Origin of the sequence: Flavobacterium hankyongi (genome assembly GCF_036840915.1) — a bacterium.
Lineage (GTDB): Bacteria > Bacteroidota > Bacteroidia > Flavobacteriales > Flavobacteriaceae > Flavobacterium > Flavobacterium hankyongi.
In genome coordinates this window covers 1,225,067-1,251,369 of the sequence record NZ_CP085725.1, presented here as the reverse complement: position 1 = coordinate 1,251,369, position 26,303 = coordinate 1,225,067, and the positions used below count along the sequence as shown (strand labels likewise).

Genomic DNA, 26,303 nt, shown 5'->3' with positions numbered 1-26,303 from the left:
CTTTTATATTATTAATGTTTATGCTTTCCATGACCTTTGTGATGATGATGGTCATGATCATCATAATGAATAACTTTTACCTTGTGTTTTTTAGGTTTTTTGTATTTTACCACGTGAACATGGTTATCTCTGTAAGGATTGTGGCCAATAAAATCTAGTTGAACCTGAGGAGCAACTCCTAAATTTATATTGATAAACGGTCTTGGAATAGTAGCACTTATAGACCAGTGTCCACCGTTTAAATAAATATAATTACGAGCTTCTATATCATAATAGAAGTTTTGTTCAGGAAAGTAAATATGCTTCGTTTTAGCTCTGTATCCATGTGCCGGGGCCCATGGTGGCGGACCTTGGGCAAACATATTTTCCGGAATAATTAAAAATAATAAGGCCGCAATTACTGTGGTTTTAATTAAATTCTTCATTGGTTATAGATTTTTATGGTATAAACGTTAATTTAAATAGAAATATTATTTGTAATCAAAGTTTACCATCCAATTTATTCCAAATCTATCAATAAACATGCCAAAGTATGCTCCCCAAAAAGTGTCACCCAAAGGCATTACTATATTTCCATCAGCTGAAAGCCCATTAAATAAGTTATTTGCCTCTTCTTTACTTTCTGCATTTATTGATATTGAAAAGTTGTTTCCAAAAGTTAGATTTCCACCAAATCCTTCAGAGGTATCACTGCCAAAAAGTGAACTTCCGTTTCCAATCGGTAAACTAATATGCATTATTTTATCAGCATCTGCTTCTGAAACTGGAGGTTGACCTTCTGCAGGTGGCATATCTTTGAATTTTCCGATATATTCAAATTCTCCACCAAAAACTGATTTATAAAAATTAAAAGCAGCTTCGCAATTTCCATTAAAAGTCAAATAAGTGTGTACACTTGCCATAGTTATATAGTTTTTAGTTAATTTAAATATAATAGTTTTTTAAGAACTGCAACTTAACATTGAGCAACCTATTTTTTCTCTTGCCCAATCAGGTCTTTTAGCAAACCATTTTTCTTTTTCCGGTTGTTCGTCGTAAGGTCTTTGCAAAAGAGTGTATAATTCATCAATTATTGAATAATCTTCTTTATCTGCTGCATCAATAGCAATTTGTGACATGTAGTTACGAAGTACATATTTAGGATTTGTAATATTCATTTTTTGTTTTCTTTCAGAATCTTTTATGTTTTCTAGGTTTATCCTTTCAATATATTGATTAAGCCAAAAGTGCCACGCATTTAAAATCTCATCTTTAATTTCATCTAATTGATAGAAAGCAGTATTAATTTTTGAAAAGGCTTGTTCCTGATTATCATTTTTTTTGATGTTTGATAATAATCTAAAGAAGATTGTCATATCAATTTCTTTTACTGTTAGTAATTCGGTTAACTGATAAATCAACTTGATATCAGTTTCATTATCTAAAGTGATGCCTAATTTTCCTTTCATCATCTCCAAGTATTTAGCCTCATATTCTGTTTGAAAACTATTTAAAATATCTTCAAAAGGCTTTGCCTCATCTACTAATGGATACAAAGCATTAGCCAATTGATAAAGGTTCCAAAGTGCAATTTCGGGTTGATTTCCAAATCGGTATCGTTTGTGTTGAATATCAGTAGTGTTTGGAGTCCAGTCTGGGTTGTAATCTTCTAACCAACCATAAGGACCATAATCGATTGTTAAACCATGAATGCTCATGTTATCAGTATTCATGACTCCGTGAACAAAACCAACACGTTGCCATTCAACAATCATCAAAAGCGTTTTTTTGACAACATTTTCGAGTAAATCAACATACTTGTCTTTTTTTTCAGAAGTAATTTCAGGAAAATAATGTTTTATAGTAAAATCAGCCAGTTGTTGAAGTGTTTTTAAATCATTTCTTGAAGCAAAAATTTCAAAATTTCCGAAGCGAATAAAAGAAGGAGCAACCCTACAAACAATAGCTCCTTTTTCGAGAGCGGGATTTCCGTTGTACATAATATCACGTAAGACTTCGTCTCCTGATAATGATAAAGACAATGACCTTGTTGTAGGAACTCCTAAATGATGCATGGCTTCGGCACATAAATATTCTCGAATTGAAGAACGTAAAACAGCTAAACCATCTGCATTTCTTGAATAAGGAGTTTTCCCTGCACCTTTTAGTTGTAAAGTATAATATTGATTGTTGTTTTCTGTCTCAAATAAATTTATGGCTCTGCCATCACCCAATTGGCCTGCCCAAGTACCAAATTGATGTCCTCCGTAACATATAGCATAGGGTTTTGTGTTTTCTAGAATTTTGTTTCCTGTAAAAACATTCAAAAATTCATCAGATGTTATATCATCTTCTTTTAAACCAATCATTTCAACTACGTCAGTTATAGCGTGGATTAATTTAGGATTTGATGTTGGTGTTGGTTTTACGAATGAAAAACATGCATCAAAAACCTTTCTAACTTCGTTAGAATTGTCTTTATCTGCAGGAAGCTCATTTGTAAATCTATTTTGAATTGAAAGAAGCATATTTAATAAAAGAAAATTGAATTTGTTATATAACTCAAAAGTAGTCATTAAATAGTTTTATTAACGTTATAGAATTGGTAAATGATGTATATTTGGCGTCAAATTACAACACAATGATTGCAACAGAATCTTCTACAGCTTTAGAACAATACTTTCAACAATTTAGAGAAAATATTATTGGTATAAATCAGGAATTTGAGTCTCCTTTTGGGAAACAGAAAATTATTTATACTGATTGGACAGCTAGCGGAAGATTATACCGTCCTATTGAAGAAAAAATGATGAATGAGTTTGGTCCTTTTGTAGCAAATACTCATACAGAAACTACAGTTTCTGGAACTACTATGACAATGGCTTATCATGAAGCTCGTCATATTATTAAGCATCATGTAAATGCAAATGAGAATGATGTTTTAATTACCGATGGAACAGGTATGACAGGTGTTGTAAACAAGTTTCAAAGAATTTTAGGACTTCGTGTTTCTGAAAATCTTAAAGAGTTTACTAACATACCAAAAGAGTTAAAACCAATTGTTTTTATTTCTCACATGGAACATCATTCTAATCAAACATCTTGGTTAGAAACCATTGCTGATGTTGTAGTTGTTCCAGCAGATGATGAAGGTTTATTCTCGTTAGAAAATTTTAGAAACGCAGTAAATCAATATAAAGATAGAAGTTTCAAAATTGCCTCAATAACTTCTTGTTCAAATGTAACTGGTATAACTACTCCATATCATGAAGTAGCTAAAATTATGCATCAAAATAATGGTGTTTGTTTTGTGGATTTTGCGTGTTCAGGACCTTATGTTGATATCGATATGCATCCAGCGGATAAAGAGTCTTACCTTGATGCTATTTTCTTTTCACCACATAAATTTTTAGGAGGTCCTGGTACTTCAGGAGTTTTAGTATTCAATAAAAACTTATATAGAAACAATGTTCCAGATTGTCCTGGCGGAGGAACTGTATCTTGGACAAACCCTTGGGGAGAACATAAATATATAGATAATATTGAAGATAGAGAAGATGGTGGAACTCCTGGTTTTTTACAAGTAATTAAAACTGCTTTAGCAATTCAGTTGAAGGAGAAAATGGGAGTTAAAAATATTCTTGAAAGAGAACATGAGATAGTTGATTTTGTTTTTGACAGATTATCATCAATTCCTAATTTGAATATTTTGGCTGGTCAACACAAAGATAGGTTAGGAGTGATCTCGTTTTATATTGACGATTTACATTATAATCTAGGTGTTAAATTGTTGAATGATAAATTTGGAATCCAAACTCGCGGTGGATGTAGCTGTGCAGGGACTTATGGTCACTTTTTACTTCATGTAGATCAAGAAACTTCAAACAGTATTACATGCAATATTGATACAGGAAATTTAGAGCAAAAACCTGGATGGATAAGAATGTCTATTCATCCAACAACTACTAATAAAGAGATTGATTTTGTTGTAACTTCTATTGAAGAGTTAGCTAAAAATCATAAAGTATGGGCTAATGATTATGAGTATAATACTAAATCAAATGAATTTGCTCATAAAAATGCATCTAATAATTATGAGGATGAGATAAAGAGTTTGTTCGAGTTATAATTTGAAGTTATTAATCAATTAATCGTATTTTTTATGTTTCCATCGTTTATGAGTCCATAAATAATACTCAGGGGCTTCAATGATTTGTTGTTCAACATTTCTCATAAATTCTTCCGAAATTTTATAATTAGGAACAGATTTTACATCTTCTGTTGGTACTTCAAAACTAGCTTGGTAATATCCTCTTTTTATTTTTTTTACTTTTAAGAAAATAATATTCATATCAAATTCTTTGGCCAAATTTTCAGCACCATAATGAATAGCAGTAGTTTGTCCAAAAAATGTATACCAGTACATGTTGTCTGATCTTCTTGGGGTTTGATCACTCGCAAATCCATAAACCGCTAATACCCCATTTTTATAGTTATTTGCAATAGTTTTTTTAGTTTCTTTAGTAGTAATTAGATAAGCTTTAAAGCGTGAACGTATTTTTTTTACTAAATCATCAAAGTAAGGATTCGTTATTTGCTTATAAATGCCATAACCTTTATGAGAAATTTTTCTATTCATAGAAATTACCCATTCGTAACTAGCGTAATGAGAAGTTAATAAAGCAATACTCTTACCTTTTTTTTCTAAATCTTTGTAGACTTCAAGATTTGCATAGGTAAAACGTTCTTCGATTTGCTTATCAGTAATACTTAATGTCTTTATCATTTCTAAAAACATATCACATAAATGCTGAAATGATTTTTTCTCAATAGCTAGTCTTTCTTTATCAGAAAGGTGTGGAAAAGCAATTAATAAGTTCTCTCTAACAGTTTTTTTTCTGTAACCAATAACATGGTAAACCATAAAATAAACAAAATCAGAAAAAATATATAAAAGTCGGAAGGGTAAAATTGAAATAATCCACAAAAGCGGATAAATTATAAGAAAAACAAGTAATTGCATTAGTTAAAAGTTTAAGCAAATATAAATTATTATTCTACTCTTATTACGTAAATATATGTTAAAAGCTTTTCTTATATTTACTAATAAAAAACATGAACCCAATTTTATTAGGAATAATAGGGGCAAATCTCCTCTTGAGTTATAAGGCTTTTCAAGATATTTCCTTTTTTAGAAAATACGAATTTCACATAGCAAGTATAAGAGCAGGTGAGCAAATTAGAATGCTTTCATCAGCTTTTTTACACGCAGATTGGGCTCATTTATTCTTCAATATGTTTACCTTATATATGTTTGCTCCAGTAGTATTTGGTAATATGGGCAATATTTCTTTTTTACTAATATATGTAGGTAGTTTAATCTGCGGAAGTTTGCTAACATTATATTTTCACCAAAACGATTATTCCTATAGAGCTGTTGGAGCTTCTGGCGCAGTAACTGGAATAATTTTTAGTTCTATTTTGCTTGAAGATAGGTTAATGATTTTTGGCTTTTTGCCAGGTTCTATTTATGGTTTTATTTATTTACTCTCATCTATTTACGGAATGAAGGTAAAAAACGATAATATAGGACACACGGCACATTTTGGAGGGGCAATAGGTGGTTATGTAATCACTTTATCACAAAGACCAGAATTGTTTACAGAGAACACATATATGGTAATTTTGTTAGCAGTGCCAATAGTAATATTATTTTTTCTGACAAAGAGTGGAAAAATATAATTGGCACAGACTTTGTAATAGCAATCTTATAAAAATATAAATATGAAAAATTTAGTAGTAACATTAATGACAATTTTTACGGTTATGACTTATGCTCAAGATCAAAGACCACAAGTACCACAAATAAGTGTTGCAGGAGAAGGTAAAATAAAAGTAACGCCAGATCAGGTAATTATTTCTGTAGGTGTTCAAAATACAGGAAAAGATGCCGCTGAAGTAAAAAAAGCGAATGATGTAATTATCGAAAAAGTTATCAAATACATAAAAGGTCAAAATATCCCTCAATCAGATTATCAAACTACAAATGTGAATTTGTATAAGAATTATGATTATGAGAAAAAGAAATATAATTATACGGCTAACCAGACGATATCAATTACTCTTAAAGATATTAAAAAGTATGATGCTTTTATGATGGATTTACCAGATACAGGAATAACAAATATAAATGGAGTAGAGTTTAAATCATCTAAATTAGAGCAATACATATCTGAAGCTAGAAAAAAAGCTATGTTTGATGCTAAACAAAAAGCAACTGATTATACGTCAGCTTTGAATTTAAAATTAGGGAAAGTTTTGTTGATTACTGATAACTCACAAACGTATTATCCACAACCAGTATTTGCAGGTCGTGAAATGATGTTAGCTAAAGCCGATTCAGCGCCAAGAGAAACACTCGCTGTAGGAGAAATTGAAGTCACGGCAAACGTACAAGTAGCGTTTGTTCTAGAATAATTTAAAAAGCCTCGTTTAACGAGGCTTTTTTTGTTTTTTGAAATTGACTAAATACTATTCTATATTTGTTGTAAGAATTTACTTTTTTAATGAAACTGCATCAAAATTCAATCGGTTTAATTTTATCAGGAGGAGGGACCAAAGGTTTGGCTCATGCTGGTGTTTTAAAATTTTTAGAAGAGAAAAATATAAAACCTATTCATATAGCTGGCACAAGTGCAGGATCTATAGTGGCAGCATTGTACGCTGGTGGTCAATCACCAGATGATATTTTGAACTTTTTTAAATCTATTTATTTCTTCAACTGGAAACATTTTACATTCAAGAAAGCAGGGTTAATTGATTCTGATGCCTTCAAGATGTATTTTAATACAATTTTTGGTGATAAGAAGATTGGCGATTTGCCAATCCAAATTCATATAACAGCTACAGATCTTGTAAAAGGAAAATTAAAAGTATTTGATAATAATGTAAAAGTTGTTGATGCTGTATTAGCTTCTTCATCCTTTCCTGGTGTTTTGTCTCCGTTTGAGGTTGATGGAAATTTGTATAGTGATGGAGGAATATTGAATCATTTTCCAACAGATATTCTTCAGGGAAGATGTGAGTCTTTAATTGGTGTTTATGTAAGTCCAATTCAAAAAATTGAAAGAAAAGATTTGTCATCCATAAAAGCAGTAACCACAAGAGCGTTTGATTTACTTTCGGCTAATTCTAACACTCATAAGTTTAATATTTGTGATTGGGTTATAGAACCTGAAGAATTAGCTCGTTTTGGTACATTTGAAACAAGTCGGGCTAAAATGGATGAGATTTTTAAAGTGGGTTATGAAGAAGCAAAAAAATCATATAATGAACTAAATATTGATGAGTAAAAAAAAAGACTCTTTATGTAGTTTCTTTTATGTTTTTGGATACTACTTTTTATTGAATAGAAAAATTTTTAGTATCAAAGAATAATAATTTATAAATTGAATTCAATAAAAAAAGCGAATCATTTAGATTCGCTTTTTTGTGGGGAGAGCAGGATTCGAACATCCTGACTAATCCGTTGATATATAATGAAATATACTTAGTCAAAAAAACAAGGTCTCGATTTTGCATCTGTACTGCAAATAGCTTCAAATCTTATATTGCTAAGATAGTTATTATTGGTAATTTGACCAAATAAAACACTCTAAATCAGACTAAAAATACAAAGGTTTTTTGATGCTATTTTCATGCTTAAATTTCTTCATTTTTACAAGTTTGGTGTTCACGGTGCGGTGATAAATAAATATAATCACCGCATAAATACGGCAATAAAATCAAATAATCACCGCAAAGCAATGAAAGTGCGGCAAAAAAACCTTATATTTACCGCAAAACAGCGGTGATTATGTACATACATCAAAGAAAAGACTGGCCAAATTTCACTTGGGATGCCGATAAAATTTCACCATTACTAGGAGCAGTAAGGCATAATCAAGGAAGGATACTTGGGCAAATGCAAGCTTTAGGTTTTAAGCTACAGGAAGAAACTATGTTAAAGGCGCTTACCTTAGATGTAGTAAAAACAAGTCAGATAGAAGGAGAACTGCTAAACCCAGAACAAGTGCGCTCATCCATAGCCAGACGTTTAGGAATTGAAATAGCTGGAGCTGTACCGGCAGAGCGTAGCGTCGAGGGAATAGTAGAAATGCTTTTAGATGCAACACAATCCTACGCAAAGCCATTAACAGCCGAGCGGCTTTTCGATTGGCATGCAGCATTATTCCCAACGGGAAGAAGCGGCATGTACAAAATTAATGTAGGAGCGTGGAGGACGGATGTAATGCAGGTAACCTCGGGTCCTATGGGTAAAGAAATAATACATTTTGAAGCTCCACCTGCTGCAAAAGTTCCGGCAGAAATGCAACAGTTTCTGGATTGGATGGAAGCAAATCAAGATATAGATCCCGTAATAAAAGCAGCGATAGCACATTTATGGTTTGTAACGATACACCCTTTCGACGATGGTAACGGCCGTATCGCCCGGGCAATTGCCGATTTGCAACTAGCACGAGCAGACCAAAGTTCGCAGCGATTTTATTCTATGTCAGCACAAATACAGGCAGAAAGGAATAAGTATTACGACATACTGGAAAACACCCAAAAAGGAGACTTAGACATAACGCCCTGGTTAGAATGGTTCTTAGATTGCCTTATGCACTCTATGGCACAAACAGACGAGGTAGTTTCTAAAACATTAACACGCGCAAAATTTTGGGAAACTCACAGGGAAACTGAGCTTAATGCCAGACAACAAAAAATACTTCATTTACTTCTCGACGATTTCTTTGGGGTGCTCAATGTATCAAAATATGCAAAAATCAATAAGACTTCTACAGATACTGCCTTGCGTGATATTAAGGACCTTATGCAAAAAGATATTCTGGAGCAGGAAGGAAGCGGTAGGAGTACTACGTATAGGCTTAAATAATTTGGAAATTTGAAACTAGAAGGTTTGATTTTAATGAAAGTCAAACCTTTTTTATGATGTAAATAAATCCTTTATCGTGGTTAATAACTACTGTGAAATTAAGTAATAGATGAATTTATAATAGTTTATTTTTGTTACAAACGACTACTTATGATTACAGCCATTGAACAAGCGCTTCTAAGATGCAACCCTGATAAATTCGCAAATATTTGTAGGTTATATTTAGCTTATAGATATCCGATAGTAAATCCCACAGGAATTGTTGTTGGCAAGGAAAAATCTAAGAAAGGAACACCTGATAATTTCGTTCCAGATAATGATAAGTACGTTTTTAGTGAAATAACCACTACAGACAAAATAACGTTGGTTCCTAAGCTTAAAAAGGATATTGAACATTGCTTTAATCAAAAAGATATACCATCAGATAAAATATCAAGGATTATCTTGATATGTAATCAGGAGATTACAACTAAAATACAAGAAGAACTTAATGTCCATAAAAATTCAATAAATAATTTTACACAGCTTGAAGTTATTGGGTTAAATGCTTTTGCAAATTATATTTTTAAAGACTATCCTTCATTAGCTAGAGAACTGGGATTATCAATTGACACGGGGCAAATTTTAGAAATGAGTGACTTTGTAAGGCAGTATGAAAAATCAAAATTTGCTACTCCTTTATCAAATGCATTTTATAATAGAATTACAGAATTAGAAAGCAGTAAAGAACAATTAAATAATAGTGATTTTTTACTAATTACTGGTCAAGCAGGGGTGGGGAAAACAAGATTTTCTTTAGAGTTGGTTACAAATTACATTAAAGATAATCCAGATTATATTGTAAAATACATTAGAAATAATAATCAATTAATTTGGGAAGACTTAAAGATTCAGCTTACTAAAGATAGAAAGTACTTAATTGTAGTTGATGATGCGAACAAGTTGAAAAGCAATCTGATATCAATAATTAATTTTAAAAATGAATTTAAGGATTCAGACATTAAAATAATATTGACGGTTAGAAATTATCTGAAGCGAGAAGTAGAATCAGAACTTAGAAATTATGAGTTATTAGAATTGAAAAATTTCGATAGAAATGACTTAGCAAAAATTTTACAATCACCAGAGTATAAAATCAGTAGTTATTATGTTGATAGAATATTTTCAATTTCGAGAGGAAACCCGAGGATTGCTTTAATGGCAGCAATAGCTGGTTTAAATAATGATATTGAAAAACTTAATAAAGCATCATTAATATTAGAAGAGTATTTTTCTTCTGCAAATAGTAGTATAAAGGATGATTTGGTGTTACTTAAGACTGCTGGAATTCTAACTTTATTTAGATCAATAGATATTTCCAATTCAGATCTAACGGATGCTATCTTTAATTATTTCGGAATTGCAAAAAATGATTTAGTAGAAAAACTAAGCTTACTTGTTAAGAATGAATTAGCCGACGAATTCAAAAACACATATAAGATAGCAGATCAGATTTTAGGTGAATACATCTTTTATTTAATTTTTATTAAGGAGCAACACATTCCATTTAGCCAATTATTGGATTTGCATTTCGACGAGCGTAAAATATCATTAATACACCTTTTAAACCCAATCATTAGTAATTATGGTTTTTATGAAGTTAAAGATTTAATTCTTTATGATCTTAATCAAAAATGGAATTCATTAAGAGAAGACCAAAATAAGGCAATTACTTTTTTGGAGAACTTTTGGTTTTACTTAGAAACAGAAACTATTCTATATGTAAATAGCTGTTTGAAATCTCTAAATCAGGTTGGGTTTGATAAGCTTAAATTTGAAATTTATAAAGACAATCATATTGAAACTTATGACGATCGAATAATTAATCTTTTAGTTAATTTTCAAAATTTGCCTGATAAGTTTGAAATTGCGCTTGATTTGTTAATGAAATATGGCTTGTCAAGTGAATTGTTATTTACAAAAGTTTTAAAAGTATTCAAGCAATCATTTACATATAAAAGATTTAGCTATGAGTATGGATATAAAACTCAATTAAAACTTTTTGATTTTTTATACTCCAAAATAAACGAGAATAAGATTTTCTATTCGAAGATAATAGTATTTATAGCTGATAAATATTTAATTGATAGTTATGACTGTTTTCACAGTGGAGATGGAAATAAATTTTACACCAACCACGAATACATTGCATTAACAGAAGAGCATAAAAAATTCAGAGAAAAATTATTCAATTTCATTTTTAACTGTTATGAAAATGAAAGCCTGAAAGAAGATGTTTATGAATTTTTTGAGAGGCATCATTATACACGATATCATGAGAAAGAAAAAAGAATATTGAGTTTTGATAAGAAACTAATCGTTTCTTTTTTTGAAGAAAATTTTGTCAATAATGATTTCAGAGAGTCCTCAATTATACATACATATTTAAGGACACTATCCTTTTCAAAAATTAATTATAAAAAAGAAATTCGAGATCTAATTAGTTCAAAAGAATTTAAACTTTGTTTGCTTTTAGACGAAAGAGGAGAAACAAACAAAAAAAGTGTTATTAATAGCTTTTCTGGATATAAGTTTGAGGATTATTTAGATTTTGCAAAATCTTTAGATGTAATATACAATCATCAGAAAAAGCATTTTTCAATAACCGGTATCGTATCGGACATAATTGAGAACCTTGCAAAAAAGGATTTCAATTTATTTTTAAGAGTAATCGAAGTAATTTTTAGTTATGAATACTATAATAGTCTCTATTGGCGTAAAATACTGTCAAGTATTGACTATAACGAGGAAAAAATTTCTAGTTTAAAGTTATTGTTCAAAAATAAGCCTAAAACAGAAATCTACTTATTAGATCTTTTTATAAAATCACCAAAGGAGTATTTGACCATTGAAGATTACAACTTCGTTTTAGATTTCATTAAAAAGAATGATTTTACAAACATTTGGTTTATTGATGATCTCATTAATAAAATGAATGTTTTGGACTTGGTTATTGATGATGAAATTAGAAAAATACTAAACATTTTAATTTCTAAAATTCAGTCAGATAATGATCTTATGATGTATGATAGTTTTTTTAAAATCATAAACGAAAAACACCAATATGTATTTATAGATAACTTAAAAACAATTGAAACGCTTTATTTGTATTTTGATAAGCAAAGAAGACATTTTGATTATGATTTAGAAGTGTTGAAAATTATTTTATCCTACAATCCGGACTTTATTGTGGAGCTGTTAAAATATAGCTTTGACGAAAAAGACTATCTATCGAGGAGAGATTTTAATGATAATGATTTTAAGAAATTATGGGACTTAGATAATTATGAAGTTGTTTTAGGTAAAATGATGGATTATCTGGTAAAGTTCAAGAGTATTTATTTACATGGCGAATCAGAATTTTCAAAAGCATTCAAAGGGAATAGTCAAAAGGAAATTGATTTTTTGAATAATAAATTAGTTGCGACTAACGATAATAAAATGATTGAATTAATATTCAATATTGTTACGACCGTCTATAGAGATAAAATGCTGGATTTCCTCAAAGTGATTTTAGAAAAAGGTTGTGACTTGGAGCTTTTTAGAAGATTAGATTTTTATACTTCAGCGGGTGTTACAATGGGTAGTAGGCTGCCAAATATGCAGTTTGAACTATCGCAGTATGAAAAAGTGAAAGACTTTCTAGTGACACAAAATAATCTCAATTATTATGAATTCATTGAAATTATCGATAGAAGCATTATGTACACAAAAATGAGTATTGAAAGAGAAAGAAAAAGTGAATTTGTTAGTGAGTGGGATTAAAATTTTAATTTTTCACTCTTGATAAAGGAGATTAGAGATGTTGATTTTTTTTACAACAATAAAATAATAATAAACTGATAGATATTTTTTACGAATGTTTAAAGAAATTACGAATAGGGATGCTTGGAGTACAATAAGAGGATTTGTTTATCAAGTTGATATGACTATTCTTCGTTGGTTAGATTTAAAAGATAATGAGGTTTTAGATTTGGAAAGGGGCGAGGATATTGATATTGTTGAAAATAGTAACGAAGGAGAAGAGTTATCTCGAAAATTAGAACAGATTAAATATAGAGAATCTTCAATATCTTTAAATAATGAGCTTACACTGGAGTTGCTACTTAATTTTTTCTTACATAAATCAAACAATCCAACTAAAAAAGTTTTGTTCAGATTTGTTACTAATGCGAAGTACACAAAAGAGAGACCATCGCTTTTTACTAATGGCTCTTCGGGGATAAGTGTTTGGCAGAATCTTTTTGTAGAGGATACTGTGAAATTAGATGATAAACGTCTTGAAAGTATTAAAGATCATCTTGTTAAAAAAGTTAGTGAGAAATTAATAGATCCTGCCAAAGTAGAAGAAAAGGACAAAGAAAGTCAAGAAAAGTGGAAGAATTTTAAAATATTTATTGAAGATTCATCTAAGCTTTTATCCTTTATAAAAGATTTTGAGTGGAGTACAAATTTTCTTGACAGTGATTCTATAAGTGAAAATGTAAAGAAAAAAATTTCAGAAATAGATATTTTACCAGAAAGAGTTAATGCAGATATCCTTTATCCTAGATTGTTTTTGTATGTATTTAGGCTATTAACAAATAAGTCTGCCAAGTCGGTGAATCTTAAAGTATTAAAAGCTCAATGTCTTTTACCGTCACTTAATCAAGAAGAAAATTTAATGTTTGAAGTTGTCTCTAATTTATTAGAGAGTATCAATAAAAGGGTTTTTAATATTGAAAATAATTTAACAAATATTGAAAATAGCTTATCTTTAAGTATCCAAAAGATAGATATTTTGGATGAAGATATTCAGGCAATTAAAAATTCAGATACAGTTTTTGATGTTAGAATTAAAAATTTATCATCAATACCGCCTGTAGAAGTAAAAAAAGGCACAACTCGTGATAGAAAAATAAATGAAATTTATTCTCTTTTAGAGGAAACCTCATGGGTAAATTTTCAAGGAATAAATGGTACGGGTAAAACTCATACGGCTATTTTGACATCGAAACGTTTCGATAATATTCATTGGATAGAGCTAAGAGAATATAATGATTCTCAAGAAAAGTCGACTTTGTTAATAGAGGCTTTTCTGTCATCAATATCTAATATTCCTATAAATGTTAATCGTAATCTTTGGGTTAATGATATAATAAATCAATTCCCTCCAAGAACAATTATTGTTATTAATGATTTACCAGAAATAAATAATGGCAGTTCACTTCAACAATTGTTAGTTCTTTTAGCATCAAAGATTAAAGAAAAACAAATTTATTTGCTGACAACTTCAAATTATAAAATTCCACGATCTCTAATAGCTTTATTATCTGCCAATAATTTTAGTGAATATACAGATTTTATATTTAGTGATGAAGAAATAAAAGAAATCCTTTTAAAAAATGAAGCTCCTGATTATGTTATTGAGTGTGTTAATCTTATTGCACTTGCAAGTCATCGTAACCCTCAAATCCTTTATGCATTAGTTAATCGATTAAAAACTTTGAATTGGCTTGAGAATCCTACACTTTTGTTTGAAGATATTTTTAATAAAGAGTTTTCGGAAGAAATCTTAAAAGATTCTCAATTAATTATATCAAGCTTCATTAAAGATAGTCAAATAAGAGAGTTGCTTTATAGGCTAACTCTTATTCATTGGGGATATAGATTTGAGGAAGTTAAAGCAGTTTGTGATGTTGAAGGTAAAATCAGTTCACCTTTTGAAAAATTACAATGTCTCGTAAATGTTTGGATCGAAGAATCTGGCACTCAGTATAAAACTTCTCCATTGATTTATGACTTGGGGGTTAAAAATCTTTCAAATGAAACTATTAAGTCAACTTATTCAGCAATAGCTCAATCAATTCTTGCTACTAAGAAAGTTAATGTAATAAATGCTATACATATAATTTCCTCTTTTATAAAAGGAGAAAATTATAATTCAGCGGGGATTATACTTCTAAAACTTTTTAATTCAGCACAAACTAAAGAAACAGTTAGTTATTTGGATAATTGGGGTTATCTTGATTTTTGGACTAGTACTGATTTTCCAAAAAATATGTTACCTGTTTTAAAAGTTCAATTAAGTTCAGAACAAATTAGGTTAAGAAAAATTTTAGATAAAGATATTACTGTATTTACTGAAAAATTAAGAAATGTTTCTTTAGAGGCTATTAATGTATCTGAAAAATTATTGATAGATATAACTGTACTTATTAACGATGCGTCACTCGATGTTAAAGATTATTTTAATCGATTAAAATTTATTCTTGAGAATTTTTCGCAAATACAAGAACCATTTAAAGATACTATTTCTGTTGAATTATTAGAAGGGTTTCTTTGGATTCCGGTACAACAGTTAACAACGGAAGAACAGGTTTGGACTTGGATCGAATTGGTTCAAGTATTTAATGTTAAAGCTCAAACAGATTTTTTTATCAAAGACGTGGCTCAACTAGCAGTTGGTGTTCTTGTTGGTCATATTGTTCAAAATGAAAAATCAAATCAGTCTTTTAATCCAAAAAATCTTGCTACTATTCTTGATAGAATTGCTAAGTTTTTTATAGAAAGAAATTTTGAAATTTTGTCAGCAGTTATTTTAAAAGAAAGGATTGCCCTAGAATTTCAAGCGAATAAAGATGAAGCAGAAAGAATTACAATTAAATTCAGCGAGGAATTTGAATCGATTGAAGCAAAGTATCTTTTGTATGAGAATTTAGGGAAATTATTTTTTAATGATGAGAAAAACATTAAGAATGAAAGGTGGCTTGAGAGAGCAATAGCAACTAATTGTGATGAACAAATCACTTTTAGTGAAACTTTAGCTTACGGTGCTGCATCAATATCTGAAACTAATAGTTTAAAAGCCGTTAGTTATTTGGAAAGAGCTGTGAAACTATTAAATAATTCTCAAGAATCCTCCGATCTAGATTATATTCAAATGCTAAGTGAATTAGGTATAGCATATTGGAAAAATAATCAAAGTAAAAGAAGTTATGAGACTTTTGCGGATGCCGTATCTAGATTGTTCGTTATTAAAAGCGAAAAGTACGGGCCATATTGGATTAGACTCCTTTCATGGATGGCTCATGCGTTAGGATATATTTCTGCTTCCGTGGCCAAAGATAAGGTTCCAGAATATGTTGCTGATGGTTCAAATTATGTAAAGCCATATCAAGGAATTTTTCTTTTCAATACAAAAGATTTATCAGACCTATATACACCGAATAAAGATGTTCTGTTGTTTGCACAAATGGCTATTTTTTCTGAAGGGATTGATGATATTTCAAGTGCTTACAAATGGTCATTAAAAGCTTTTGATGAAACTCGTAAAATTGGCGATCCAGCTTTAATGATGATGATTTCCACTGTCTGTAACCAATATCCGTTAATTAATTTTGAATTAGAAGTTCATTTTGAATGGGCTCTTCAATTTCATGTCATTTCTGCGTATGCTAATGCCTTTACGCCTGAAGAAAGGTATGATATTGCGTCTAAATTAAATTTTGATGAATTATTATTGAAACGACCAAGCGGGGAGTGGAATGCTGCAGAAGAAACTTTAATTTCTATGTCTGTTTTACCAATGTTTATAATGGTTTTACTTTCATTCAGCAACAAAGAGCAAGAAGCAAATGTTAAGCTGGAAATATTTTTAAAATGGATTAGAAATTATGTTCATATTGCTTCTAATAAAAAATTATGGGAGGATATAGAATTTTTGATTGTAAGGATAATGGTGAATAAATTTACTCCCAATGAACTTATTATAGAGGCAAATAAATATGGTGAAAGAGAGAACAAAGATTTCCAGTTTATATGTATACTTGGGTATATTTTTCTTGAGACTGATAGTATTAAAAGATTTAACCAAATCATAAATATATTCCCATATCTAACAAGTATCTTTGAAAATGCTCCGGCAATTAAACGAAATATACTTATTCCTTTTGTTAAGTTCTATTCATTAAAAGCTGTTCAAGATAATTATGTGGGGACAAGAGAAGAGTTAGAGGAAATTATTGCCCTGATAAATATTGAAACAAATATTGTTCAGAAATTGATTCGGCCTGTTGTTGAAACTTGTGACATTACTGTAATAGAAGAAAGAAGAGAGTGGCTTGGAAACTACTAGTTTTTATTATATACATCAAAATAATTAGGAAGAAAAGAAAATGAAAGACTCCCAAAAGCGTCTTTCATTTCCTATTCCTCCAACTATCATTATACCCACGATACTTCCGACCATCATAAACCTTTCCCCGCAACCAAACCCCGGCAAGCACAAATACAATTATTCCTAAAATTTCATACCATTCCATAACCCAAAAATACAGTAAGCAGGTTAGTGGTAGTTATGGTAACAGTAAAAATGCTTCGTTTTTGATAACTATTTATTCTAAATTAATAATAACATTATGAAAAGTATCAATAAACAATATTATTAAAATATTTTTTTTGTAGAATATATCTTAATGTTTGTAATTTAAATGTTGTCAGCTAAATTTATTGGGTTGCGAGGAATAGGATTAAAGTTAGCATCAAAGGAAGTATCTGATGTATTCGGTAGACAATTGATAACAATTTTTAAAACATCAGTTGCACCATTAAAGGCATTTAACCATAGAGAAAAAAAACCTGTTTTGTGAACTAACGGTGAGATTGTATTTAAGTAGGCGGTTTGTTGCTGAGGTGTAGTTAATTGATCCCATAGATTTCTTTGTGTCTTAGTAACCTGATAAGCATTGTATCTATTATGCCAACGAACATCTGTCATTTTTCTCTGACGTATCGGAGTTTGCTCAATTCTGTTTAGTTCTGTGTATGCAATCGTATTAATAGATTTTGCTTGTTGGTGTTGAGTTAAATTTGGATGGAAAATAGGAATACAAGCATACTTGCCATTTTTCTTATGTTTTCTAATTGAATATTCAAAAATCAAGTGAGTATTATTGGAATTTGGAAGATAGTGGGTGGAGGTATTCGCAACTTTATTGGATTTTGCCAAGTTACAAGGACCACAAGCAAGAAACAGATTATTCCAAGCCAAAGGAGAAACTATTCCCAAAGATTGAGCTACCAAATGTTCAACCTCAAACCTACTTTGTAATCTATCATTACAAAATACACAATGCTGTCCATAAGCATTTGTAATGTCTTCACGCCATTCTTGATAATTTGTGTAAGATTTATTTACACCGTTCACCTGTGGTATGGGACTATTTTTTATTGGTCGCATCAAATAATATTTTTGGCTATTCTATGGGTTTTTAAATAAGCTCTTAAGCCAGTATCAGTTATTGAATTTTCAAGTTGCTCCAATTTCATTTTGTAGACATCTTTGTTGCTACTTTTTTCTGCTTCCGCTAAAAGTTGAAAATATTCAAGGCTTTGACTTTCCTCTTCGTTCTTTTCAGTTCCGTATGAGCCATCTACATTCATAACTTCTTCAGATATAATTTCGATTGAATAATCTTTAGGATTTATAGTGGTTAAAACATCTAGATTTATTAGTTCATCAGCATTTATACTTTGTACAATAAATGGGGAATGTGTTGTTACTACAAACTGAATTTTAGGAAAAGCAGTTTTTAAATCGTTTATTACATGTCGTTGCCAAGTTGGATGTAAGTGCATATCTAGTTCATCTATTAATACAATTCCAGGACTATTTTTTATTGCATCAAATCCTAACTTCCCATTAAGCATAACACAACGATAAGCAATTTCTGCAACCATATATAACATTGCTTTCATTCCGTCACTTAACATAGAAGCAATTTTTCTTTCTATTGGTTGACCGTCTTTGAAATCAACTAAAACTTCAAACTCATCATACTTTGAATTATATTCAATTTCTTTTATATAAGGTATTGCAGTTGTTATAGCAAGATACATTGCTTGGATTGTACCTTCAAACTCTACATCGTCCCTTACTTTCTTTTCATAACTGTACAGCCACTCATATACACCTGTAAAATCAACACTTTCTCCTAAAGCTGTATAGTATCCTTTTTCAAGTCGAGACATTCTGCGCCATTTTTTATCAACTCTTCTAACTTGAGCATTAGTTCTATTAATATGGAAATTTGCTAAAACAGGATATAAGATGTCTGAATTTTTATCATGATTATCAAATAAATAATTCGCGTAATGAATAATATCGACTGAATGTTCTTTTTTATGTGTGGTGGAGTTACTTAGTAGATATTCTCTATGCCAACTGATAGTTTCAGAAATTTCATCAAACAAATTACTATTATAGCATGATGAAGTTACTGTAATTGAGGGATTTTCCTTATTTGGTAAATAATCTTTTCTGTCAGCATGATATTTTACAAACCTTTCTCCTTTTTTAAATTGCCTTCTGTATATGTAGTTGGCTGGTAGAGTTGGCATCGATTGTAAGAACGCACCTAAACCAACTTGTAATGCGTTTAATAAGGTCGATTTTCCAAGTCCATTATTTCCAATAGCCACAGTGAATCTTTCTTTAAAGGTAAACGATTTATCCTCAAAGCCTCTGAAATTTTTAATGTGTATGTGTTTTATTTGCATCTTAATTTTTCATCGTCGAAATATAGTTAATTTATTTAGAATTTACCTATTCAGACAAGTTACTTGAGGTAATTTTATTGACGTATATTGAGATAATTTTTTAATAGAATACAGTTTCAAACTTTTACCTACAAAAAAAGACACCCTAAAGCGCCTTTCATTTCCTTTTCCTAGTCCTCCAACTTCCATTATATCCCCTATAATAATCCTTCTTATACTCAATAAGCTTCCCCCTCAAGTAAAGTCCTAAAACCCAAATCACAAGTAACCCAATAATTTCATACCATTCCATAACCCAAAAATACAATAAGCAGGGTAGTGGGGGTTAGGGTAAAAGTAAATGCTCCGTTTTTGATAACTGTTTCTACCAAATTGACAATTACATCATGTAACTATAAAAACAAAAAGATGCCCTAAAGCATCTTTCTATCAACAGTAAATAATTTTTTTGCACCAAAGCTTCGCTTACTCAAAAGCACTGCTGTATTTTCGTTGTTATTTAACAACTATTTCATTTCGATTAGTGTCAATCTCTTTGATAATAGCATCTATTTTGTTAAACAAAGAATCATTAACTATCCCTTTTTCTTTAACGCTGCTTATTTCTTCACTTAAAATATTGAAAGTTAAATCAAAATACTCTTGCTTAGTAAATATTTCTTTAAATGAATAAAAGACACCTTCACCTGCATGAATATAATTACGAAATAATTCTTGAAATACTATGTCAACTGGAGTAAGTTCAATTGACTCATCATGGATGTTATCTGGTTGTTCATCAACTTGGATAATTTCTTTTTGCTTTAATTCAGCTAATTTATTTGCATATTTTAAACCGACACTATCATTAGGGTTAATAATTGTTATCATTGCATCGAGTAAGGTTTGAGTTTTTTCTTGAAAACCAAAATCAACGTCAAGTATCGAAAGTATTTCATTAAATAATGTTCCTTTTCTTACTTGGAAATTCATCATTGAAAAATGATCCATCAATCTAGTTGGTGTATACATTAACCACTTAGTACAATTTGGAAACTCACTAAAATAGTTTCGTCTTACTCTGAATAAAGACATATCCCAAGTACAAAATATTGGGTCAATTGGATTGACATCAACATCGCTATCGGCAAGTCGACATAACATAATTGCATCATTATTAATTGCGAAATTAGGCTTGTACTTTTGATGCGTTTTTAGGTCATTTGTTATTATTTCTCGTGTTCGACTTAAATCATATTTTTCAGGAGTTTCTACTTCAATTTCCATCGAGTTAAGAAGCCATTCCATTTGTTCCAAATAATTATATTCTGGCTGACCTTTTTTTATTTCAAACTTAAATTCTTTTAAGAAATCCTCGAAAGATTCTTTTTCACTATGTAGTTCTCCATAGTCTTTTAGATGTTTGTAAAATCTATATAAAATATTACTACTACCTCCTAAAGACTCAAAAAGTTCAAGTTTAGTGAAAGGTATAATATCTAATGCATCTTTAAAAAGATTAGCAGTTTCAATTGCATAACTGCGTAACGCAACAAGATTTAAATTGTTCTTTTTTGAAAAATTTAGAAATTGTTTTGCCACTTTGAAATGATAGTTGTCATATTCTGTAGATGATTCATAAAATACACATAGTGCAACAATCAAAAAGTTGGTGTCTAGAAATATTGTCTTGTTATTATTGTGCTGCGAAATATAATCTTGTAATCGATCAGGATCACTTACCTCAGAATAAACTTGCCCAGCAGCAATCCGAGATAAGAGGTCACTCTTATCAGCAATACTTAATAAATCTTTTGCTACATTCTCTGATTCAGAAGGCTCATTAAGTTTGCTCTTTAAAAATTCATTAAAGGCTTTAGTAGATGATTGTAAATCTTGTAATGATGATTCTCGCTTGGTAAATTCTCCTAAATTAATTGAATAATTACTTTCGTATAGTTCTGTGAGCTTTGGTATAATTTCATCTAACGAAGCCAACAATTTATACTTATCTAATACTTTTGATAATTCTTTTTTTAATAACGCTTCTTCTTTTCCATAATCATCAAGTAACTTCGAAATTCGAATCTTCTCCCTATCCGTTAATTTCAACTCACCGTCAGTATGGACAATTAATCTTTCGGAACTCATACGTCTCAATAAACTTTCAAAATAATGAGAGTCAAACTGTGAAGTAAAGTGCTTGTTTATAATTTCTAATAAATCTTTAACCTCGACATTTTCTTTTTCACTGAGATAATATAAAATATAAGCTTTTACAATGTTATATTTTATATCGGTTGAACTACCAAAAGACATTAGGTCATAAAAAGATTTAACACGTGAATTATTAAAGAATTCATCACCACCTCGATATCTATCAAAATCAGCAATTTTGAATAATAAGTCCCCAATATTTGGGTAATAAGATGTTATTTCAGCTAAAGAATTTGCTTCAATTACATCAAGTATAATATCATGAGTATCTTTAGCCAGTTTTTTATATTTTAAAACTTGAGTATTTGATAATGGTAATGAATAAAAATATTTAACTTTATTTGGTAATTTATATTCTTCAACGTTCCTCTTAGCTTTTTTTAAATCATCTATAATTTTTGCTTCAAGCTTTTTTTCAGCAATTGTAGTAATTTGATATTGATTTTCAATTTGAGAAACATTAACATGTCTCATATCAAGCCCTTTATCCCATGGCCCATTGCAATTAATTATATTTTTAATTCCATCTACTTCTTGTAAGTAGAGTTTTGCAACTTCATCAAACTCTGGGTCTTCTAAAGATGATATTAGACTTACAAAAAAATTAGATTGAGACATGATTTTATTTTTTTATGTATATATAATAATTTTCATATAATGCAATTATGGTAGTATGACACCTAAGCATAAATATCATTCAATATTTCAAATATAGATATTATTTAAAGTTTTCTTTTTATTTGAATATTGAAAACTTCGTTTTTGATAATTTATTCTTCTAAATTGCCAACTTTGCTCATTAGTTATAAATAAAAAAGATGCTTAAAAGCATCTTTTTAGTTTTCCTCAAAATCTATTTCAAAATCAAATAGCTCTTTTGGGTGTTTATTTAAACCTTTAGCTAACTCCAAAATGGTTTTTAATTGAATATCAACTTTTCCTTTTTCGATTTTACTTATATCACTTGAATCTACATCACATCTTTCTGCCATAGCTCGATAAGACAAATCTTGCTGAGTCCTTAGTTGCTCTAACCTTTTACCAAACAGTATTTTAAATTCGTCTTTAGTCAAAATTTAATTTTCTTGTGATTATTGGCAATTTCAATACATTTTTAAAAAATATCGTGGGTTAAAAAACCTACATTTAAAAATATTTCTTACATTTGCTTTGAAATACATATTTTTGCGATTCTTTAAATAAAATATTTGAAGCTCTCGCTTTGAATCTCGCTTTTGAAAACTGGTAATTTTTAAATTGGAACGAGACGATAAGTATGAAGCTCACGGCCATGGCGTGGGCTCGCTTATTTGTTCCTATGGTATACCAGTACCTCAAAAGCATTTAAGTTGAGTTCCACGCTTTTTTATGCGTTAAACTTTCCTTTTTCAAAGCAAAATTTCACTTTCACAGGCTCGCAAAATCATAATAAAACCGGCTGGGTTATCCTTGCCGTTATATGCCACTATGGCTTAGCTGCATTAAGCGTGTAGTGGCATTGTTTTACAATGTCAAATTAAATGGTTGTGCCTATGGTGTAAATTCTCTTAAAAATAAAAAAAACCTCCTGTCCCAGTGTTGGCGCATCAGGCAGAAGGTTCAAGCTAATAAAACTTTCGTTTAACTTAACTAATCCAATACTATGAAAATTTTTTCATTCAGGGGGTATAGGCAGTCCGTTTTTTGCTCTTTTTTTTGCATCACGGCTATAAACCTCTTACCGTCTGTTGCTTGGGGGCAACAGGCTATCACAGTACAAGGGAAAATTTATGATAATTTATCCTCTTTACCCGGTGTCAATATAACCGTTAAAGGTACAGCCGTCCAAACAATCTCTAATTATGATGGTAGTTACATCATAAAGACCACAACAAAAGATACGTTGGTATTTTCCATGATGGGATATGCCAAAAAGGAGATTGCAATTCAAGGTCGCAATACTATCAATGTAGCAATGGTAGAAGAAGCAACCGCACTCCAAGAAGTCAAAATTAATGCGGGCTATTATTCTGTAAAAGAAAAAGAACGCACGGGTAGTATCGCAAGAATGACATCTAAAGATATTGAAAAACAACCGGTCGCAAATGTGCTGGCCACGATGCAAGGCCGCATGGCAGGGGTAGAGGTAACACAGGACAGCGGCGCACCAGGCGGCACTTTCCAAATCAAAATCCGTGGGCAAAACAGTCTTCGGGCAGACGGTAACCAACCGTTGTATATTATCGATGGAGTATCATACTCGTCTGAAACCATTGGTTCCATCAATACCTCAGGGATGATGCCCACCATGACAAGTCCGCTAAACAGTATAAACCCTTCCGATATCGAAAGTATCGAAATCCTCAAAGATGCCGATGCCACCGCAATTTACGGTTCAAGAGGAGCAAATGGGGTCGTACTCATGACCACAAAAAAGGGGAAGTCGGGTAAAACGGTTTTTAGCGTCAATGTGTCAAAGGGTGTAGCTTCTATCACTAAAAAGCTAGACCTTATGAACACGCAGGAGTATTTGGCAATGCGCGCTCAAGCTTTTGCAAACGATGGTATCACAACCTATCCCGATTATGCCTACGACATCAACGGCACTTGGGATCAAAACTGCTATACCGATTGGCAGGAGGAATTAATTGGAGGAACTGCCGAAATCAACAACCTGCAAGCTTCGGTATCCGGTGGCTCTAAAAACACACAGTACTTGCTAAGTGGTAATACTCGATCCGAAACTACAGTATATCCAAAAGCTTTCAAATACAAGAAAAGCGCAGCACATTTCAGCATGAACCATGCAGCAGATGATAACCGCTTCAAATTAAACTTTTCAGCCAATTACACCGCGCAAAACAACAACCAACCGGCTACAGATTTAACGGCTGTTTCAAGAACATTGGCACCAAACGCTCCGGCTTTATACGATGCCAATGGAAACCTAAATTGGGAAAACAGTACTTGGGACAATCCTTTGGCATTACTGGAATCCGAGTTTCTTTCTAAGATTAAAGATTTCAATGCGAATACGGTTTTGTCTTATAACGTGTTACCCAACCTACAACTCAAAACCAGTTTAGGCTATACCGATTTGCGCAGTAACGAGAGCAACACTCAACCTTCCACAATGTACAATCCTGCGTATGGTTTGGGTAGCGAGATTTCTGGCATCAGCAACAATATCACATCAAGAACATCATGGATAGCCGAACCGCAAATCAACTGGAATTGGAATCTCGGGAAAGCCAAAATAGAAACATTGCTGGGTACTACTTTTCAAAGCCAAACCACCAATCGTTTGTTTCAGTCCGGTTTTGGTTTTTCCAGTAACAGTCTAATTCACGACTTAGCTTCAGCAAACCTAAAAACCATCGACCTAAGCGACGAAACGGTTTATAAATATCAGGCGGTTTTCGCGCGTATCAACTACAATTACGATAGTCGTTATATTCTGAATATTACAGCCAGACGCGATGGTTCAAGCCGCTTCGGTCCCGGCAAACAGTTCGCCAACTTCGGGGCGATTGGTGCCGCTTGGGTTTTCTCAGAAGAAGAGTTTTTGCAAGGCAACAACATCCTAAGTTTCGGAAAACTTCGCACCAGTTACGGTACAACAGGTAACGACCAAATTGGCGATTACCAGTTTTTAGATACTTATGTGTCTTCCGGAAATACCTACAACGGTACAATCGGTTTGCAACCTATACGATTATTCAATCCAGAGTTCGGTTGGGAAACCAATAAAAAGTTTGAAGTGGCTTTGGAAACAGGTTTCTTTCAGGATCGTATTTTCCTAACCTCAGCCTATTATAATAACCGCTCGACAAACCAATTGGTAGGCATCCCGCTTCCGGGTACTACAGGTTTTCAAACGCTACAAGGTAATCTCGATGCTACAGTCCAAAACACAGGTTTAGAGTTCACACTCGCTACCAAAAACGTTACCGGGAATGATTTCTCTTGGTCAACCAATTTCAATATTTCGTTCAACAGAAACAAGTTACTGTCATATCCAGGGTTGGAAACGTCGTCTTATGCAAATACGTATGTAGTAGGGCAGTCGGTCAACATTGTAAAATTGTACCATTACACAGGTTTTAATCCAGTAACAAACCTATACGAGTTTGAAGATGTAAATAACGACGGCCAGATTACCTCATTGGCAGACAGGCAAACCATCGCCAATCTAAGCCCTAAATATTTCGGAGGGGTACAAAACAATTTCCGTTACAAAAACCTGCAACTGGATTTCTTGTTTCATTTTGTAAAACAAGAGAGTTTTGGTTACATGCCGGGCGTTCCCGGTACTGCGGTAAACCAACTTTCAGAGGTAAGCAACCAACAATTACCGTATACATCGGGAGCAAACGGAGCGGTTATTTCAGCCTACTACCGTTACGGCCTAAGTGATGCCGCATTGCAGGACGCTTCATTTGTAAGGCTTAAAAACGTGTCGCTAACGTATGATATTCCTTTAAAGGCAAAGAGTTTAAAATGCCAGTTGTATTTCCAGGGGCAAAACCTGCTAACATTCACATCCTACAACAGCGGAGATCCCGAGTTCAAATTCTCAGGCTATCTGCCTCCGCTAAGGGTATTCACCACCGGAGTAAAAGTAACCTTATAA

At 31.6% G+C, this 26,303-nt stretch carries 16 protein-coding genes; 8 read left to right on the top strand and 8 right to left on the bottom strand.

Going from position 1 to position 26,303, the window contains the following annotated elements; all coding sequences use genetic code 11:
• Window positions 1–11: 11 nt before the first annotated feature.
• The 3 genes from LJY17_RS05760 to LJY17_RS05750 are packed head-to-tail and all read right to left on the bottom strand — an operon-like array spanning window position 12 to window position 2,507.
• The gene (locus tag LJY17_RS05760) at window positions 12–425 is read right to left on the bottom strand and encodes a hypothetical protein (protein ID WP_264542893.1); all 414 of its coding nucleotides are present in this window, start codon (window positions 423–425) and stop codon (window positions 12–14) included.
• Between the two features lie 45 nt (window positions 426–470).
• A complete protein-coding gene (locus LJY17_RS05755; RefSeq protein WP_264542892.1) occupies window positions 471–902 on the bottom strand; it encodes a VOC family protein in 432 nt (143 codons plus the stop codon).
• 39 nt (window positions 903–941) lie between these two features.
• Window positions 942–2,507, bottom strand: a complete 1,566-nt coding sequence (locus tag LJY17_RS05750) for a protein adenylyltransferase SelO (protein ID WP_264542891.1) — start codon at window positions 2,505–2,507, stop codon at window positions 942–944.
• Window positions 2,508–2,620: 113 nt separating this feature from the next.
• Between LJY17_RS05750 and LJY17_RS05745 the strand changes: the two genes are divergently transcribed.
• A complete protein-coding gene (locus tag LJY17_RS05745; RefSeq protein WP_264542890.1) occupies window positions 2,621–4,108 on the top strand; it encodes an aminotransferase class V-fold PLP-dependent enzyme in 1,488 nt (495 codons plus the stop codon).
• An 18-nt stretch (window positions 4,109–4,126) separates the two neighbouring features.
• Here LJY17_RS05745 and LJY17_RS05740 read toward each other — a convergent pair whose 3' ends face one another.
• A complete protein-coding gene (locus LJY17_RS05740; RefSeq protein ID WP_264542889.1) occupies window positions 4,127–5,002 on the bottom strand; it encodes a lysophospholipid acyltransferase family protein in 876 nt (291 codons plus the stop codon).
• Between the two features lie 92 nt (window positions 5,003–5,094).
• Here LJY17_RS05740 and LJY17_RS05735 point away from each other — a divergent pair, with 92 nt between their 5' ends.
• The 6 genes from LJY17_RS05735 (at window position 5,095) to LJY17_RS05710 (ending at window position 17,072) form a co-directional block, all read left to right on the top strand.
• The gene (locus LJY17_RS05735; RefSeq protein WP_264542888.1) at window positions 5,095–5,721 is read left to right on the top strand and encodes a rhomboid family intramembrane serine protease; all 627 of its coding nucleotides are present in this window, start codon (window positions 5,095–5,097) and stop codon (window positions 5,719–5,721) included.
• Window positions 5,722–5,763: 42 nt separating this feature from the next.
• Window positions 5,764–6,456, top strand: a complete 693-nt coding sequence (locus LJY17_RS05730; protein WP_264542887.1) for an SIMPL domain-containing protein — start codon at window positions 5,764–5,766, stop codon at window positions 6,454–6,456.
• An 89-nt stretch (window positions 6,457–6,545) separates the two neighbouring features.
• The gene (locus LJY17_RS05725; RefSeq protein WP_264542886.1) at window positions 6,546–7,331 is read left to right on the top strand and encodes a patatin-like phospholipase family protein; all 786 of its coding nucleotides are present in this window, start codon (window positions 6,546–6,548) and stop codon (window positions 7,329–7,331) included.
• Between the two features lie 503 nt (window positions 7,332–7,834).
• Window positions 7,835–8,917, top strand: coding sequence for a Fic family protein (locus LJY17_RS05720; RefSeq protein ID WP_264542885.1), 1,083 nt, complete (start codon window positions 7,835–7,837; stop codon window positions 8,915–8,917).
• A 150-nt stretch (window positions 8,918–9,067) separates the two neighbouring features.
• Complete coding sequence (locus LJY17_RS05715) at window positions 9,068–12,721, top strand: hypothetical protein (protein ID WP_264542884.1); 3,654 nt, start codon at window positions 9,068–9,070, stop codon at window positions 12,719–12,721.
• 94 nt (window positions 12,722–12,815) lie between these two features.
• Entirely contained in the window at window positions 12,816–17,072 is a 4,257-nt protein-coding gene (locus tag LJY17_RS05710) for a hypothetical protein (RefSeq protein WP_264542883.1), read from the top strand.
• 351 nt (window positions 17,073–17,423) lie between these two features.
• Here the strand turns inward: LJY17_RS05710 and LJY17_RS05705 are convergent, their stop codons facing one another.
• The 4 genes from LJY17_RS05705 to LJY17_RS05690 all read right to left on the bottom strand — a co-directional run bounded on the left by LJY17_RS05705 (window position 17,424) and on the right by LJY17_RS05690 (window position 22,764).
• On the bottom strand, window positions 17,424–18,176 hold the full coding sequence (locus tag LJY17_RS05705) for an HNH endonuclease (RefSeq protein WP_264542882.1): 753 nt from the start codon (window positions 18,174–18,176) through the stop codon (window positions 17,424–17,426).
• Window positions 18,176–19,495, bottom strand: a complete 1,320-nt coding sequence (locus LJY17_RS05700) for an AAA family ATPase (protein WP_264542881.1) — start codon at window positions 19,493–19,495, stop codon at window positions 18,176–18,178. Before LJY17_RS05700 ends, LJY17_RS05705 begins: the two co-directional genes overlap by 1 nt.
• A gap of 495 nt (window positions 19,496–19,990) precedes the next feature.
• Complete coding sequence (locus LJY17_RS05695; protein ID WP_264542880.1) at window positions 19,991–22,309, bottom strand: hypothetical protein; 2,319 nt, start codon at window positions 22,307–22,309, stop codon at window positions 19,991–19,993.
• A 218-nt stretch (window positions 22,310–22,527) separates the two neighbouring features.
• A complete protein-coding gene (locus tag LJY17_RS05690; protein WP_264542879.1) occupies window positions 22,528–22,764 on the bottom strand; it encodes a helix-turn-helix domain-containing protein in 237 nt (78 codons plus the stop codon).
• Between the two features lie 569 nt (window positions 22,765–23,333).
• Here LJY17_RS05690 and LJY17_RS05685 point away from each other — a divergent pair.
• On the top strand, window positions 23,334–26,303 hold the full coding sequence (locus LJY17_RS05685) for a SusC/RagA family TonB-linked outer membrane protein (RefSeq protein WP_264542878.1): 2,970 nt from the start codon (window positions 23,334–23,336) through the stop codon (window positions 26,301–26,303).